This window comes from Cellulomonas sp. P4_H4 (assembly GCF_056400865.1).
On record NZ_JBFUKL010000002.1, the window covers coordinates 64858 to 78315 of the forward strand.

Below are 13458 nucleotides of genomic sequence, written 5' to 3' on the forward strand. Positions count from 1 at the left end.
TGCGCGTCTGCTCAGGTCCTAGACCGGGTGGCCCGCGCTGTCGGTCGCCGACGCCTGCGTCGAGAACTTCGAGACGAACGCGGCGTAGCCGCCGCCCTCGTCGTCGAGGACGAGTGTCGCGCCGTCCTGCCAGATGCCGTTCTCCGCCGCCCACTGCGAGCTGAGCGGGTCGCCCTGGTTCTGGTGCACGTTGTGCACGCCCAGCCCGGTGGTGAACGGCTCCCCGTACACGAGCACCCGCGCGCCGATCCGGAGCACGGCCTCCAGCGCGGTGGCCGCTGCGGCGTTGTCGCCCGCCGTCCACGCGCGGGCGGCGAGCCACGCATTGAGGGAGGCGAGCCACGCGGGCGGCGCCGTCACGAACACGCAGCCGCTGCGGGGTCGGAACGCGTGGTGCCGGATGAGGTCGACGGCACCGCTGGACGGTGTGCTGGCCAGCAGGTGGAACCCCTCGGGAAGGGTGGCGACGGGGCCGAGGTCGGAGGCGGACAGGGCCAGAGTGCGCCACTGCACCCCGGTCGCGGACTGCGCGGAGTCGACGTCGACCGCGCACTTGTAGCTGCCGTTCGCGGTCTGCACGGTCAGCACCACGTGGAACCAGCGCCCCTGGTTGTTCGGGGTGTCGCGTACTGCGGACACCAGGGTGCCGACCAGGACTCCGTACCCGTGGGCGAGCGGCATGCGTCCACTGTCCTCGCAGTCGCGCGCGCTTGGCCAGGGACAGGCAGCGGTCGGCGTGCGCTTCTCAGCTGGTCGCCAGCGCGGTGGCCAGCATGACGATCACCAACGACCCGAGCAGCGACGCGACCGCGAGCGACCGCGCGAGGACCGGCCGACCCGCCGCCATGGCCCACCCGTGCCCGCCGGCCGCGACCATCACGAGGGCGAACGCCACGAGCTTCGCGCCCAGGGTCCGGCCGTACCCAGGGTCGGCCAGCGACTGCACCGTGACGCCCTTGTGCCAGGCCAGGAGCACCCCGGTGGCCACCTGGAGCGGCAGGAACACCGTGAGGGTCAGGACGGCGAAGCGTCGGCCGACGGCACCGAGCACCCAGCTCTGCATCGCCGGCTGCAGCTGACGCCGCACGACGGGCAGCAGCACCGCCGAGATCATGAGCTGCCCGCCGACCCAGGTCATCGCCCCCAGGACGTGCACGAAGCGCACGAGCGACCACCACCCGACCATCAGCGGGTCACCTCGACGATCCCGCGGGCCCCTGACTCGCCGCGGCGCATGTCGTGGTCGACGAGCACGTAGTGCCCCGGCTCGGTGAACGTCTGCTCGACGAAGCCGCCCTGCGCCGGGGCCAGGTCGAGAACCTGCGACGCACCCTGCTCGGCGTTCCCCGGACGCAGCAGGTACGCGCCCTCCTTGAAGACGGTGTCGAACTGCGTCCCGACGACGTGGAAGGCGACGCCCTCGTCGGGGCCGGCCGCGACCACCCACCAGCGCACCCGCTCGCCGACCTTCGCCGTGAGGGGCGCGTGCACGTACTGGTCCGGGTATCCGTTGAAGACCGACGCGTCCCACTCGCCGTCCGCCACCCTGGCCGCGTCGGCGCCGTCCTTCGTGGTCCCGACGAAGAGCGCGGCGGCCACGACGACGTACTCCCGGTCCACCTCAGGCAGGTTCGGCGGGTCGATGACGACGGCGCCGTACATCCCGTTGGCGATGTGCAGCCCCATCGGCATGGTGCTGCAGTGGTAGAGCCACGCGCCCGAGTGGTCGGCCGTGAACCGGTAGACCAGCGACTGACCGGGATCGATCGAGCGCATCACGTCGTCGGGTGCGTTCTGCCCGGCGTGGAAGTCGATGCCGTGCGCGGTGCTGCCCTCGTTGACGACCGTCACCTCGAAGACGTCGCCGACGTGCCCGCGCAGTGTCGGCCCGGGAGCGGTCCCGCCGAACGTCCAGACCTTCTGCTCGACACCCGGCGCGACCTCGACCACAACCTCGGTGATGGGCAGCCGGACGTGGTGGACCGTGGCCGCCGGCGCGGGGGCCAGGCTGGCGTCGTAGGGCTTCGACCCGGGACCTGGTGTGCCGTGCACATCGACGCCGGACGCCGCCGCGGCCATGTCGTCGCCGTGGTCCATGCCGGTCATGTCGTCGTCGTGCGAACCCGTGATGCGGATGTCGAGAGTCATGCCGGCCGCCCGGTGGCCGGGCACCGTGCACCACCCCGACTGCGCCGACCCGACCACACCCAGGTCCATCTCGGCGTGCTCGCCGTGGGACAGCAGCGGGGTGGACGGCCCGTCGACGAACGCCAGGTCGTGCCGCATGGCGTCCTCGTTGGTCACGACGAGCCGCAGCCGGGTCCCCGCCGCGACCTCGATCACCGCGGGCTGCACGTCCATGTTCACCAGGTGCACCTGCACGGTCTGGACGCCGTCGGTACCGGTCAGCACCACCGACGACGGCCCGGCAGGACCGCCGCCCGACAGCGCGATCGTGAGGGGGATGACGGTCATGACGACGCCGAGCCAGAGCCCCCCGACCGGTCCACGGGCCTTCTGCGGCACGACGGCGAGCACCGCGACCGCCAGGAAGCCCAGCACGGCCGCGCCGACGAGCGCCCAGCCGACCACGGCGACGGCGTCCCGAAGGTCGAGCAAGGCGCCTACCGACACGCCCGCGACGCCGACGTTCAGTGCCACGACCCGGGTGCGCCAGCCGGGTGCCAGGGCGGCGATCGTGTCCCGCACCGCCTGCGGGCCACCGCCACGCAGCACCGGCACCAGGTAGCTGAGCGCGCCGATCAGCACCTGCAGAGCGAAGCCCACGGCCAGCACCGGCACGAGCGCGTCCAGGTCGTCGAGGTAGGCGTCGAGGCTGGACGCACGGCCCAGCGCGGCGACGTCCAGGGCGACTGCAGCGGCCAGCCAACCGGTTCCGGCCGCCATCGACCAGGCGGCGACCTCGGCGGGGTGCTTGCGTCGGGCGGTCGAGACGAAGGGCTGCAGCGCGACGACGACCCCGGCGCCGTAGACCACGAGGCCCGCGATGGCGACGACGCGCTGGCCTGCGAGGAACCCGCCGACCGTGACGACCAGCCCGCCGACCGTCAGCCACAGGCAGCGACGGGCGGCGGTCATCGCGTCGTCGACGATCCGCGTGCGCAGCATGGTCGGCCACAGCGTGAAGAGCGTGCCGAGCACGGACAGCGCGACCCAGCCGAGCACGTTCGCGTGCACGTGCGCCGCGTGCAGCCGCTCGTGCCAGGCGCCGTGCTCGTCGCCCAGCGCCATCGTCGTGCCCAGCGACACGCCGACGACCAGCGCGACGCCGCCGGCCAGGTAGAACCGGATGGTCCCCGCGAAGCGACTCATCAGCGCGTGGCGTGAGAGCACCACGAGCGTGACGACGTGCGCGACGACGACGGCCACGAGCAGCACCGCACCGACCAGCACCGCGGCCGTCCGGCCCGCGCAGAACCCGACGAGCACCGTCACGACCGCGAGGTTGAGCGCCGCCAGCCGCGCGGCGGACCGGGACCGTGCCGGAGCGGGAGCGTGCAGGAGGGCGATCGCGAAGTGCTCGCTCCACGTCACGATCGCGTTGGTCGCGGCCCCCAGCAGCAGCAGGTGGACGGCGAGCCAGCGCGGCAGCGGCAGCACGTCGTGCGCCAGCAGTGTCACCAGGGCGGCGGCGACGTACAGCAGCACCAGCGCGTTGGCGCGCAGGTGCCAGGACCGGCGCGTGGCACCGTCGCCCGGCGGAGGTCGCACGGCCGACCGGTCGGTGGCGATCGTCGTCATCGCGCAACCTCCGCCAGCGGACGCCTGGCGGGCGTCGCGCCACGTCCCGTGACCGCCGAGACCGCCGAGCCGACGACGAACCCGAGCAGAGCGACCACTCCGACGACGCCGCCGGCGATCCGCAGACCCTCGTAGCCCAGCAGGTCACCACCCACGAGCCGGACGACCAGGCCGAGGTGCAGCAGCACCAGGGCGACGTAGGCGCGACGGTGGTAGGGCAGCCGGACGCGCAGGACCGCCGGAAGGATCACCGGCGCGTGCCCGAACACCATCGACATCGCGAAGCCGAGGAACACTGCGTGCACCGCGGCGTCGTACGCGCCGGGTCCGTCCACCGCGCCGCCGACCAGCCAGATCACGCCGGCCACGGACATCCAGACGTACCCGGCCAGCAGGCAGACGGCCATGTACCGCGTCAGACCGGTGGCCCGCACCGTGTGCCGGGCGATGTCGTGCCGGACCAACCACGCAGCCAGGACCAGGAGCCCCACGGCGAGCACCCGGTAGCCGGCGTCGGGGGCGACGAGCGTCAGGACCGGACCGGCCAGGATCAGGCCGGACCAGCTGAGGACCACGAGCCGGGAGCGGCGTTCGTCGGCCGTGGCGAGCATGACGACGCGGGCGAGCTCGAGGCGTTCTCCGGCGATCGTCAGGACGACGAACGCCACCAGCCACGGCACCATCGCCGGGACCCCACCTGTTCCGCCCGGCAGGTGCGCCCCGACCGCGGGCAGCCAGGCGATCGCACCACCCCACCAGGCGAGCGCGCCGAGGCCCTGCACGGTGATGTGCAGCGCGGGCTGCCGTTGCCACAGCGCGACGTAGGTGGCGACCAACCAGGCCGCCGCCGCCGCGAGAAGCAGCGCCGGCCAGGGCGCCGCGACGCCGGCCGCTGCCGCGAGGCCGCCCAGCCCGCAGAGCGCGGGTGCGAGATAGCCCCAGAGGCGACCCAGCGCCACGGCACGCTCAAGGGCGATGAGCGTGCCGAGGAAGCCCAGCGTCATCACGATCCCGTGGCTGGCGGCCGCAGGCGTCGGACTCGCAGCGGGCACACCGAGCCGTGCCAGGCCGCCGGCGAGGCCGGAGAGCAGGCACGCCGCCCCCAGGGCGAGCAGCGGCAGCCGTCGGACAGCGAGCCGGCGCGGTTCCGCGGCGCTTCGACTGGGCATGGCTCATATTTTCCACTACATAGCACCGTGGAAAATAATCGTTCGAGAGTGAGCCGCGCCACGGGGCCGCGGATACGCTTTCGCGGTCGTAGCCGCACCGCCAGGGAGACCCACATGACCGTGCCCACCGTCCGCCTCCTGCACGGCGCCGACATCCCGCAGCTCGGCGTCGGCACCTGGCCGCTCGACGACGCGGAGGCGGAGCGCGTGGTCGCGGACGCCATCCAGGCCGGGTACCGGCTGATCGACACGGCGCAGGCGTACGGGAACGAGCGTGGCGTAGGTCGGGGCCTGCGGAACGTGGACCGGGGCGAGCTGTTCGTCACCACCAAGTTCAACAAGGAGTGGCACGGTCGCGACCTGGTGCCCCAGGCGTACGAGCGCAGCATCGACGCGCTCGGCCTCGACTACGTCGACCTGCTGCTCATCCACTGGCCCAACCCGACGCACGACCGGTACGTGCAGGCCTGGGAGGGACTGGTCGACCTGCTGGCGTCGGGACGGCTCCGTGCGATCGGCACGAGCAACTTCAAGCCTGCGCACCTCGAGCGGATCATCGCGGCCACCGGGCACGCGCCCGACGTCAACCAGATCCAGCTGAGCCCGGCGTCGACCCGCGACGCCGCCCGCGCCTTCCACGCGGAGCACGGGATCGTCACCGAGTCCTGGTCACCGATCGGGGGACAGGGCGTCCGGGTGCTCGATCTCCCACCGGTCCGTGAGGTCGCGGAGCAGACCGGCCGGACGCCGGCGCAGGTGGTCCTGCGCTGGCACATGGAGCTCGGGCTGGTGGCCATCCCGAAGTCGGCGAGCCCGGAACGGCTGCGGGAGAACCTGGCGATCTTCGACTTCAGCCTGACGCCGGACCAGGTCGCGGCGCTCAGCGCGCTCGATCGGGGGGAGTCCGCCGTCGAGGACTCCGACCGGTTCGGCCACTAGGCGGTTGCACGCGCGCACCTGGAGGCGGAACCTCGACGTACGGAGGTGCCGCGATGACGACCGGAGTGATCGACCCGAGGTACGGCGACCCGTCGCAGGAACCGCCGACGTGGGACCGGATCGAGCGCATCCTGACCGACGCGCAGCTCTACTGGATCGTCACCGTCCGCGCCGACGGTCGCCCGCACGCGGTGCCGCTCGTGGGCGTCTGGCAGGGCGGGACGTTCGCGTTCTGCACGGGCGCCGAGGAGCAGAAGCAGCGCAACCTCGACGCCAACCGGAATGTCGCCGTCACCACGGGGAGTGGTGGAGCGAACGGCTGGGCCAGCGGCAAGGACCTGGTGGTCGAGGGTTCGGCGGTGCAGGTGACCGACGCCGACGACCTTCGGACGTTGGCAGACGCCTGGTTCGCCAAGTACGGCGACGACTGGAAGTTCACCGTGCACGGCACGAGGTTCGTCGCGGTCGACGACCCGGGGAGTGAGCCCCATCGCGGCGCCCTCGTCTACCGGGTCACCCCGACCAAGGTCATGGCCTTCGGCGACGGGCACGGCCAGACGGTCTACCGGCCCTGAGCGCGTGAGCTACCGGCCGCGCGACGCCCGGAAGTCGTCGGCGATCTGCTGCGCCTGGGCGATCACCATGCGGCGGTAGTCGTCGTACAGGCGGGCGATGCGGTCGTTGTCCGGTGCGGGCGCTTCCTGAGCGTCGAGCCACAGGTGCTTGGCGGCTCGGATGTCGTCGTTGGTGACCTCTACGGTCCAGGCGATGTTCAGGCTGTCCTCCACATGTCCCATCGTGCTTGCTGACAGCCAGTCACGTCGCGCTATGCGCCGACCTTCACCCGAACTGTCACCCGACCTGATGATTTGTCCGAAGTGGGGAACAACGCACGGGTGAGGCGGGCGTCACGTCTGGAGCTGGGGCGGGCGACGCGACCTCACCCGAACGGCCGTCGGTGACGTTCGATCGAGGGCAGGGCGGCTGTACTTTGAGCCGTCTGAGGGCAGAACCTGGATCAGCGTGCCGTCGGCCGAGGAACGGCTCACCCTCACACGTGCTTCCCGCGATTCTCGGGATGGAGCACGCCACTCTCAACGGGAGTCCACCGTGCTGGCGTTCGTGACCTCCCTGCGGCACCCACTCAACTCCACGGACTACACCCGGATCGAGTCGCTCCTCGCGGAGTCGCTGGCGTCGGTCTGTGCCCAGACATCGCAGGACTTCGCCGTGTTCGTCGTCGGCAACCGCCGGCCCACGGCGGCTCTGCCGCCGAAGGTGACCTTCGTCGAGGTCGACTTCCCGCCGCCCGTCCCTACCGCGGGCCCACGCTTCGACCTCGGCCCGTTCGTCTGGGACAAGGGCACCAAGATCGGCATCGGGCTCGCGGCCGCGCGGCAGGTCGAGCCCGACCACGTCATGATCTTCGACGCGGACGACTTCGTGCACCGAGACCTCGCAGCGTTCTCGGCCGATCGCGTCGAGGCGAACGGCTGGTTCGTCGACGAGGGCTACGTGTACTCGCGCACGCGCCAGAGCTACCTGCTCGAGCGGCGGTTCTTCGGGGTGTGCGGGACGAGTCACATCGTGCGGTGGCAGGCGTACGACGTGCCCGACGGCCTCACGGTCGAGGCGGACCAGTCCGAGGTCTCGGAGGCGTTCGGTGAACGGCTCCCCGCCATCCTGGGGGCGCACCGCAACGCCCGGACCTGGTTGTCGAAGCACGGTCACAAGCTCGCCCCGCTGCCGTTCCCGGGCTCCGTCTACCAGGTGGACACGGGAGAGAACCACTCAGGAAAGCAGCTCCGCGGCGCGGCGCGCCCTCTCGACCGCACCTTGATGGACCAGTTCGGCGTGCCACGGCTGCGCCCGAGGGCCGTCGCTGCGTGGCGTGCGTGGGAGCCGCGAGAGCTCGTCTACTCCGTGCGGCACCGCGACCGCCGATCGGTCGTCGCCAGCACCTGACGCGCGCCCCGGTCGCCTCAGGACGAGCTCCGACGGACCTCGCGCGCCTCCCGGATCAGGGCGTAGGCGTCCGCGACCGGACCGACGTGCCCGAGCTTGTCGGGGTTGAGCACCGAGCGGATCTCCTGGATGCGCCCGTCGAGCACGTCGAGCATCAGGATGTTGAACACGCGGCCGTCGCGGTCGCGCAGGATCGCGCCCGGCTGACCGTTCACCTCGTGCCGTTCCATGGTGATGCCGACCGCCCCGAGCAGCACGACGGTCGCGGCCATCAGACGAGCCACGTGGTCCGGGCCGTAGATCCGGTTGGGCCACTGCGGCGCCTTGCCGCCGCCGTCCCCGGTCAGCTGGACGTCGGCCGCGAGCAGCTCGCGCAGGCCGTCCAGGTCGCCCTCCATCAGGGCGTCGAAGAAGCGTCCGGCGAGCTCGTCGCGCTCGCGGCGGTCCGCCTCGAACCGGGGTCGGCCGGCGTCCATGTGCCGACGAGCGCGCCCGGCGAGCTGGCGGCAGGCCGCTTCGGACCGGCCGACCACCGACGCGATCTCCGGGTAGTCGAACCCGAACACCTCCCGCAGGACGAACACCGCGCGCTCCAACGGGCTCAGTCGCTCGAGCAGCAGAAGGGCCGCCGTCGACACCGAGTCCGACAGCTCGGCCGCCCGCGCCGGGTCCTCGTACGGGTCGACGAGCAGGGGCTCGGGCAGCCAGTCGCCCACGTACTGCTCTCGTCGGACCCGGGCGGAGCGCAGCACGTCGATCGAGATGCGCGTGACGACGGCCGACAGGAACGCCTTGGTCGACGTCGGCTCGGTCGGGTAGTCCTGGAACCGGAGCCACGTGTCCTGGACCGCGTCCTCGGCCTCGCTCACGGTGCCGAGGATCCGGTAGGCGATCGCGAAGAGCAGCGGCCGCAGGTCCTCGAACTCGTCGGCACGACTCATCCGATGCCCTCCTTGAACCCCTGCCGCCACGACGGGTACCGCGGCTCCCAGCCGAGCTCGCGCTTGGCCTTCGCGTTCGAGAAGCCTCGCCCCTCGGTCATCATCGTGACCGCCGGCGGGCCGGCGAGCATCCGCGCGAGCCAGACCGGGACGCGCATGGGCCGCTTGGCGCCCGCGACCTGAGCGAGGTACGGCAGCCACTCGTTGGCGGGTGCGGGCTCGTCGTCGACGATGTTGAACACGCCCGTCACCTTCTGCTCGATGGCCAGGACGGTCGCGCTCGCGGCGTCGTCCACGTGCACCCACGACGTGTAGCCGCCGGCCTTGCCGACGAGCGGGAACTGGCGCTTCTTGATGAGCTCGACCTGGTCGTCGGTGGCGCCCGGCCCATAGAGCGCGCCGTACCGCAGGACCGCGCCCCCGAACGCCCCGACCGCGGCCTCCAGGTGCTTGATCGCGCGCGTCACCGGCTCCGCACCGGGCGCTCCCGGGTCCATCGGGTCGTCCTCGGTCTTGACCCAGCCGCCCTCACGCAGGCCGTTCCACGCGCCATAGCTCTGCGCGACGAACTGCGTGACGCCCGTGGCCGACGCCGCCGCGAGCAGGTTGTCGGTGCCCTCGGTGCGCAGCCGGTTGGTCACCGCGAACCACTGCGCGAGGTGCTTGATGTCGGGCGTGCCGGAGATCGCGGTCATCTCGTGCACGATGACGTCCGGCCCGGCCGACGCGACAGCCTCGCCCACGGACGCCGCATCCAGCCCGTCCATCACGACCGCCTGGGCGCCGAGCCGTTCCAGCTCGCCCAGCCGTCCCGCGCGGGTCGTCGTCGCGACGACCTCGTGCCCTCGCGCCACCAGCTGCGGGACCAGCCGACTCCCGACGACCCCTGTACCGCCCGCCACGAACACCCGCATGATCGCCACTCCTCTCGTGCCCGAACCTGACGCACCCGAGACGAGACAGGCGTCCGTCCTGTGACACGACCACGGGAGAGCGAGCCGTCCGTCGCGCGTCCGACACATTCGGTGCCTAGGCTCGAAGTCTTCGCCCGATCACCTGGAGGCTGCCCATGAAGCGGATCGTGTTCATCGCCGGCGTCGCTGCCGGGTACCTGTTCGGCACTCCCTCGGGGCGCCGGCAGCTGGAGAAGTTCCGCGTCTGGGCCACCGACGTCTGGGCAGACCCGCGCGTGCAGGGCTACGTCCAGGAGTACGAGGCGCAGGCCGCCGCGTTCGCGAAGCAGCAGGGTTCCGTGCTGTGGGAGAAGGCCGTCGACACCGCCAAGGGAGCGATGTCGGGCTCGACCACCAAGTACGACTCCGAGACGATCGTCGAGCCCGTGATGGACGCCGACGACGCGAACCCCGGCACTCGTTGACCGCCGCCGAGTCGGTCTGGGACTACCCGCGGCCGCCGCGGGTCGAGGCCTCGCACGAGCACGTCCTCGTGCAGCTCGGCTCCGTGGTCGTCGCGTCGACCTCCGATGCCGTGCGCGTGCTCGAGACGAGCCACCCGCCGACGTACTACCTCCCGCTGTCCGCCTTCGCGCCGGGGGTCCTCGTGCCTGCGGAGGGGTCGTCGGTGTGCGAGTTCAAGGGCGTAGCGTCGTACGTCTCGGTGCACGCGGGGGACCGCGTCCTGCCCCGCGTCGGCTGGCGATACCCGACGCCGCTGCCGGGCTTCGAGGTCCTGGCCGACCGGGTCGCGCTCTACGCGACGGAGCTGACCTGCACCGTCGACGGCGAGCGGGTGCAACCGCAGCCCGGCGGCTTCTACGGCGGGTGGATCACGTCCCGGGTGGTCGGCCCGTTCAAGGGGACTCCCGGTACTCGAGGCTGGTAAGGGATCGTTGACAGGTGACCAAATGGTCACCTATGGTCGTCGGTATGGACGAGGACCGCGACGACCAGGTGTTCAAGGCACTGGCCGACGCCACCCGCCGGCACCTCCTGGACCAGCTCTTCACGCGTGACGGCCGCACGCTGACGGAGCTGCTGGAGGGCCTCGACATGACCCGGTTCGGGGTCATGAAGCACCTGTCGGTGCTCGAGGAGGCGGGCCTCGTCGTCACCAGAAAGTCGGGGCGGGAGAAGCTGCACTTCCTCAACGCCGTCCCGATCCAGCTGATCCACGAGCGGTGGATCGACAAGTACGACCTGCTGGGGGCGGAGCGCCTGCACGCCCTCACCGACCTCAAGACCGCACTGGAGATGACGATGAGCACGAACACCGAGACGGCCACCGTTCTGGTGGTCAACCGGATCTGGATCAAGGCGGACGCAGCCACCGTCTGGAAGGCGATCACGTCGCCCGAGTGGAACGCCCGCTACGGCTACGGCTCGCCCTCGCACTACGAGCTGGTGCCGGGCGGCAGCTTCCGCACCTTCCCGTCCGCCGAGATGGGCATCCCGCTCGACCAGCCGATCATCGACGGCGAGGTGCTCGAGGTCGTCGAGAACGAGCGACTCGTGCAGACGTGGCGGACGCTCTGGGACGAGGAGGCGCGCGCGGAGGGCTTCCAGCGCCTGACGTACGAGCTCGAGGCTCGCGGCGACAACCTCACGCAGCTGACCCTGACGCACGACGTGACCAACGCGCCGCGCAGCGCTGCCCTGCTCGCGGGCGACATGCCGGAGTTCGGTGGTGGCTGGCCGCAGATCCTGTCGGACCTCAAGACCCTCCTCGAGACCGGCGCGACGCTCGCAGGCTGACCCCGCCAGCGACGTCCGCACCCGTGAGAGTCCTCACGGGTGCGGACGTTGCTGCGCGGGCACGCGGTGACGTCGGCGTGGGTGGCGCCACTAGCGGCGCGGACGTCGGGTGGGTGCGGAACCCTCGGTGAGGGCGCTGACCACTGCGGACGCCGTGGCCTGAGGGGTCGGTCCCGACGGGATCGTGACGCCGTCCTCGTCGTCGCCCAGGGGCTCCAGAGTGGCGAGCTGGCTCGCCAGCAGGGTGACCGGCATGAAGTGCTCCGTCCGGCTCGCCATCCGACGCGCCAGGTCGTCCGGATCGTCGACGAGGTGCGCGAACCTCACGCGACCCTGCGCGGTCCGCAGGATGTCGCGGTAGGAGCGCCGCAGCGCCGAGCACGCCACGACGGTCGGCACGCCGGCCGCGTCCATCGCGTCGCGCACCGCCCGCAGCCAGGGCCCGCGGTCGTCGTCGGTCAGCGGGATGCCCGCGCTCATCTTCGCCTTGTTCTCCGGTGGGTGCAGGTCGTCGCCCTCGATCAGCGGTCGCCCGAGCCGGCTCGCCACCAGCTGCCCGATGGTCGACTTCCCGGTCCCGGACACTCCCATCACCACCAGATGCTCCACCCGACCACCTTTCCACGCCGTCCGCCCCGCCGGTCCGTGGACGCCCGCCACGGGTGGGCAGCCCCGGGCAACTAAACTCGCCCGATGCCCTCGCTCGCCATGGACCTGACGCCGCTGCGCGTCAGCCCGCCGTTCCGGCGCCTGTGGCTCGGGATGACGATCTCGAACCTCGGCGCGCAGCTGACGGTCGTCGCGGTCGGGCTCGAGGTCTACCACCTGACCGGCTCGACGGGATCGGTCGGCCTGCTCGGCCTGTGCGCGCTCGTGCCCCTGGTGATCTTCGGGCTGTACGGCGGAGCGATCGTCGACCACTACGACCGCCGCGTCGTCGCGCTCGTCTCGGCGCTCGTCACCTGGTCCGTCACGCTGCTCCTCGCCGTGCAGGCCTGGCTCGGCGTCCAGCAGGTCTGGGTGCTCTTCGTGCTGGTCGCGATCCAGTCCGGGGCGTTCGCCGTGAACATGCCCGCGCGGTCGGCGATCATCCCGCGCCTGCTCGAACCGCGGCTGATGCCCGCCGCGAACGCGTTGCAGACGCTCGGCAACAGCGTGGCGTTCACCATCGGTCCCCTGCTGGGCGCGCTGCTGGTCGCGGTGTTCAGCTACGCCGCGGCGTACTCGGTCGACGCCGTCCTGTTCACGGCCGCCTTGTTCGCGGTGTTCCGGTTGCCGGCGCAGCCCCCGCTGACCGCGAGCAAGGGTCGGGTCGGTCTCGCGTCGGTGGTCGACGGGTTCCGCTACCTGGGCACCCAGAAGAACGTGCGCATGACCTTCTTCGTCGACCTCGTCGCCATGCTCACCTCGTCGCCACGCGTCCTGTTCCCGGCGGTCGGACTCGTGTACCTCGGCGGCGGCGCGACGACGACCGGCGTGATGACCGCCGCCGCAGCCGTCGGCGTGATGCTCGCGGCGCTGCTCTCGGGACGGCTCACCCGCATCCGCTGGCAGGGCCGGATCATCAGCGTCGCGATCGTGATCTGGGGGCTCGCGATCGCGGGTTTCGGGCTGGTCCTCGTGCTCAGCGGCGGCTCGCACCCCGACCACGTGCTCTGGCTCGCGCTCGCGCTCGCGGTCCTGATGCTCGTGATCGCCGGCGGCAGCGACGCGATCAGCGCCGTGTTCCGTCAGACGATCCTGCAGACCGCCACTCCCGACGACATGCGCGGCCGGCTCCAGGGCGTGTTCATCGTCGTCGTCGCGGGTGGACCGCGCCTCGGCGAGGCCATGCTCGGCGGAGCGGCCGGGCGCGTCGGCGAGGGCTGGGCGGCCGTCGTCGGCGGGTCCCTGTGCGTGGTCCTGCTGATCCTGCTGGTGCGCTCGCAGCGCTCGTTCTGGGACTACGACGCTCGCCACCCCGTCCCGTAG

15 protein-coding genes are annotated in these 13458 nt (G+C 71.7%); 7 read left to right on the forward strand and 8 right to left on the reverse strand.

The window, feature by feature from the left end:
- Positions 1-18 precede the first annotated feature (18 nt).
- The 4 genes from AC1DPN_RS06570 to AC1DPN_RS06585 all read right to left on the reverse strand — a co-directional run bounded on the left by AC1DPN_RS06570 (position 19) and on the right by AC1DPN_RS06585 (position 4931).
- Positions 19-681 carry a DUF2278 family protein gene (locus AC1DPN_RS06570; RefSeq protein ID WP_477083934.1) on the reverse strand — a complete coding sequence of 221 codons (663 nt, stop codon included), beginning with the start codon at positions 679-681 and terminating at the stop codon, positions 19-21.
- Positions 682-745: 64 nt separating this feature from the next.
- Positions 746-1186, reverse strand: coding sequence for a hypothetical protein (locus AC1DPN_RS06575; RefSeq protein WP_477083935.1), 441 nt, complete (start codon positions 1184-1186; stop codon positions 746-748).
- On the reverse strand, positions 1186-3762 hold the full coding sequence (locus tag AC1DPN_RS06580; RefSeq protein WP_477083936.1) for a multicopper oxidase domain-containing protein: 2577 nt from the start codon (positions 3760-3762) through the stop codon (positions 1186-1188). The genes AC1DPN_RS06575 and AC1DPN_RS06580 overlap by 1 nt, the downstream gene beginning before the upstream one ends.
- A complete protein-coding gene (locus tag AC1DPN_RS06585; protein WP_477083937.1) occupies positions 3759-4931 on the reverse strand; it encodes a hypothetical protein in 1173 nt (390 codons plus the stop codon). Before AC1DPN_RS06585 ends, AC1DPN_RS06580 begins: the two co-directional genes overlap by 4 nt.
- Before the next feature lie 114 nt (positions 4932-5045).
- Here AC1DPN_RS06585 and AC1DPN_RS06590 point away from each other — a divergent pair, with 114 nt between their 5' ends.
- Positions 5046-5870 (forward strand): aldo/keto reductase, encoded by an 825-nt coding sequence (locus AC1DPN_RS06590; protein WP_477083938.1) that lies wholly within the window; start codon positions 5046-5048, stop codon positions 5868-5870.
- A 53-nt stretch (positions 5871-5923) separates the two neighbouring features.
- Positions 5924-6445, forward strand: coding sequence for a pyridoxamine 5'-phosphate oxidase family protein (locus tag AC1DPN_RS06595; RefSeq protein ID WP_477083939.1), 522 nt, complete (start codon positions 5924-5926; stop codon positions 6443-6445).
- 9 nt (positions 6446-6454) lie between these two features.
- Here the strand turns inward: AC1DPN_RS06595 and AC1DPN_RS06600 are convergent, their stop codons facing one another.
- Positions 6455-6658 (reverse strand): hypothetical protein, encoded by a 204-nt coding sequence (locus AC1DPN_RS06600; protein ID WP_477083940.1) that lies wholly within the window; start codon positions 6656-6658, stop codon positions 6455-6457.
- Between the two features lie 322 nt (positions 6659-6980).
- Between AC1DPN_RS06600 and AC1DPN_RS06605 the strand changes: the two genes are divergently transcribed.
- On the forward strand, positions 6981-7835 hold the full coding sequence (locus AC1DPN_RS06605) for a glycosyltransferase family 2 protein (protein ID WP_477083941.1): 855 nt from the start codon (positions 6981-6983) through the stop codon (positions 7833-7835).
- A gap of 17 nt (positions 7836-7852) precedes the next feature.
- On the opposite strand, the gene AC1DPN_RS06610 is transcribed toward AC1DPN_RS06605, so the two are convergent.
- Positions 7853-8776, reverse strand: a complete 924-nt coding sequence (locus tag AC1DPN_RS06610) for an RNA polymerase sigma-70 factor (protein WP_477083942.1) — start codon at positions 8774-8776, stop codon at positions 7853-7855.
- The gene (locus AC1DPN_RS06615) at positions 8773-9690 is read right to left on the reverse strand and encodes an NAD-dependent epimerase/dehydratase family protein (RefSeq protein WP_477083943.1); all 918 of its coding nucleotides are present in this window, start codon (positions 9688-9690) and stop codon (positions 8773-8775) included. The genes AC1DPN_RS06610 and AC1DPN_RS06615 overlap by 4 nt, the downstream gene beginning before the upstream one ends.
- Positions 9691-9845: 155 nt before the next feature.
- Here AC1DPN_RS06615 and AC1DPN_RS06620 point away from each other — a divergent pair, with 155 nt between their 5' ends.
- From AC1DPN_RS06620 to AC1DPN_RS06630, 3 genes are read left to right on the forward strand one after another with little or no spacing between them, the layout of a single operon-like run.
- Positions 9846-10154 carry a YtxH domain-containing protein gene (locus AC1DPN_RS06620; RefSeq protein ID WP_477083944.1) on the forward strand — a complete coding sequence of 103 codons (309 nt, stop codon included), beginning with the start codon at positions 9846-9848 and terminating at the stop codon, positions 10152-10154.
- On the forward strand, positions 10151-10618 hold the full coding sequence (locus AC1DPN_RS06625; protein WP_477083945.1) for a DUF427 domain-containing protein: 468 nt from the start codon (positions 10151-10153) through the stop codon (positions 10616-10618). Before AC1DPN_RS06620 ends, AC1DPN_RS06625 begins: the two co-directional genes overlap by 4 nt.
- A 44-nt stretch (positions 10619-10662) precedes the next feature.
- On the forward strand, positions 10663-11487 hold the full coding sequence (locus tag AC1DPN_RS06630; protein WP_477083946.1) for an ArsR/SmtB family transcription factor: 825 nt from the start codon (positions 10663-10665) through the stop codon (positions 11485-11487).
- 90 nt (positions 11488-11577) lie between these two features.
- Here the strand turns inward: AC1DPN_RS06630 and AC1DPN_RS06635 are convergent, their stop codons facing one another.
- Entirely contained in the window at positions 11578-12096 is a 519-nt protein-coding gene (locus AC1DPN_RS06635) for a gluconokinase (protein ID WP_477083947.1), read from the reverse strand.
- 84 nt (positions 12097-12180) lie between these two features.
- Here AC1DPN_RS06635 and AC1DPN_RS06640 point away from each other — a divergent pair, with 84 nt between their 5' ends.
- Positions 12181-13458 carry an MFS transporter gene (locus AC1DPN_RS06640; RefSeq protein WP_477083948.1) on the forward strand — a complete coding sequence of 426 codons (1278 nt, stop codon included), beginning with the start codon at positions 12181-12183 and terminating at the stop codon, positions 13456-13458.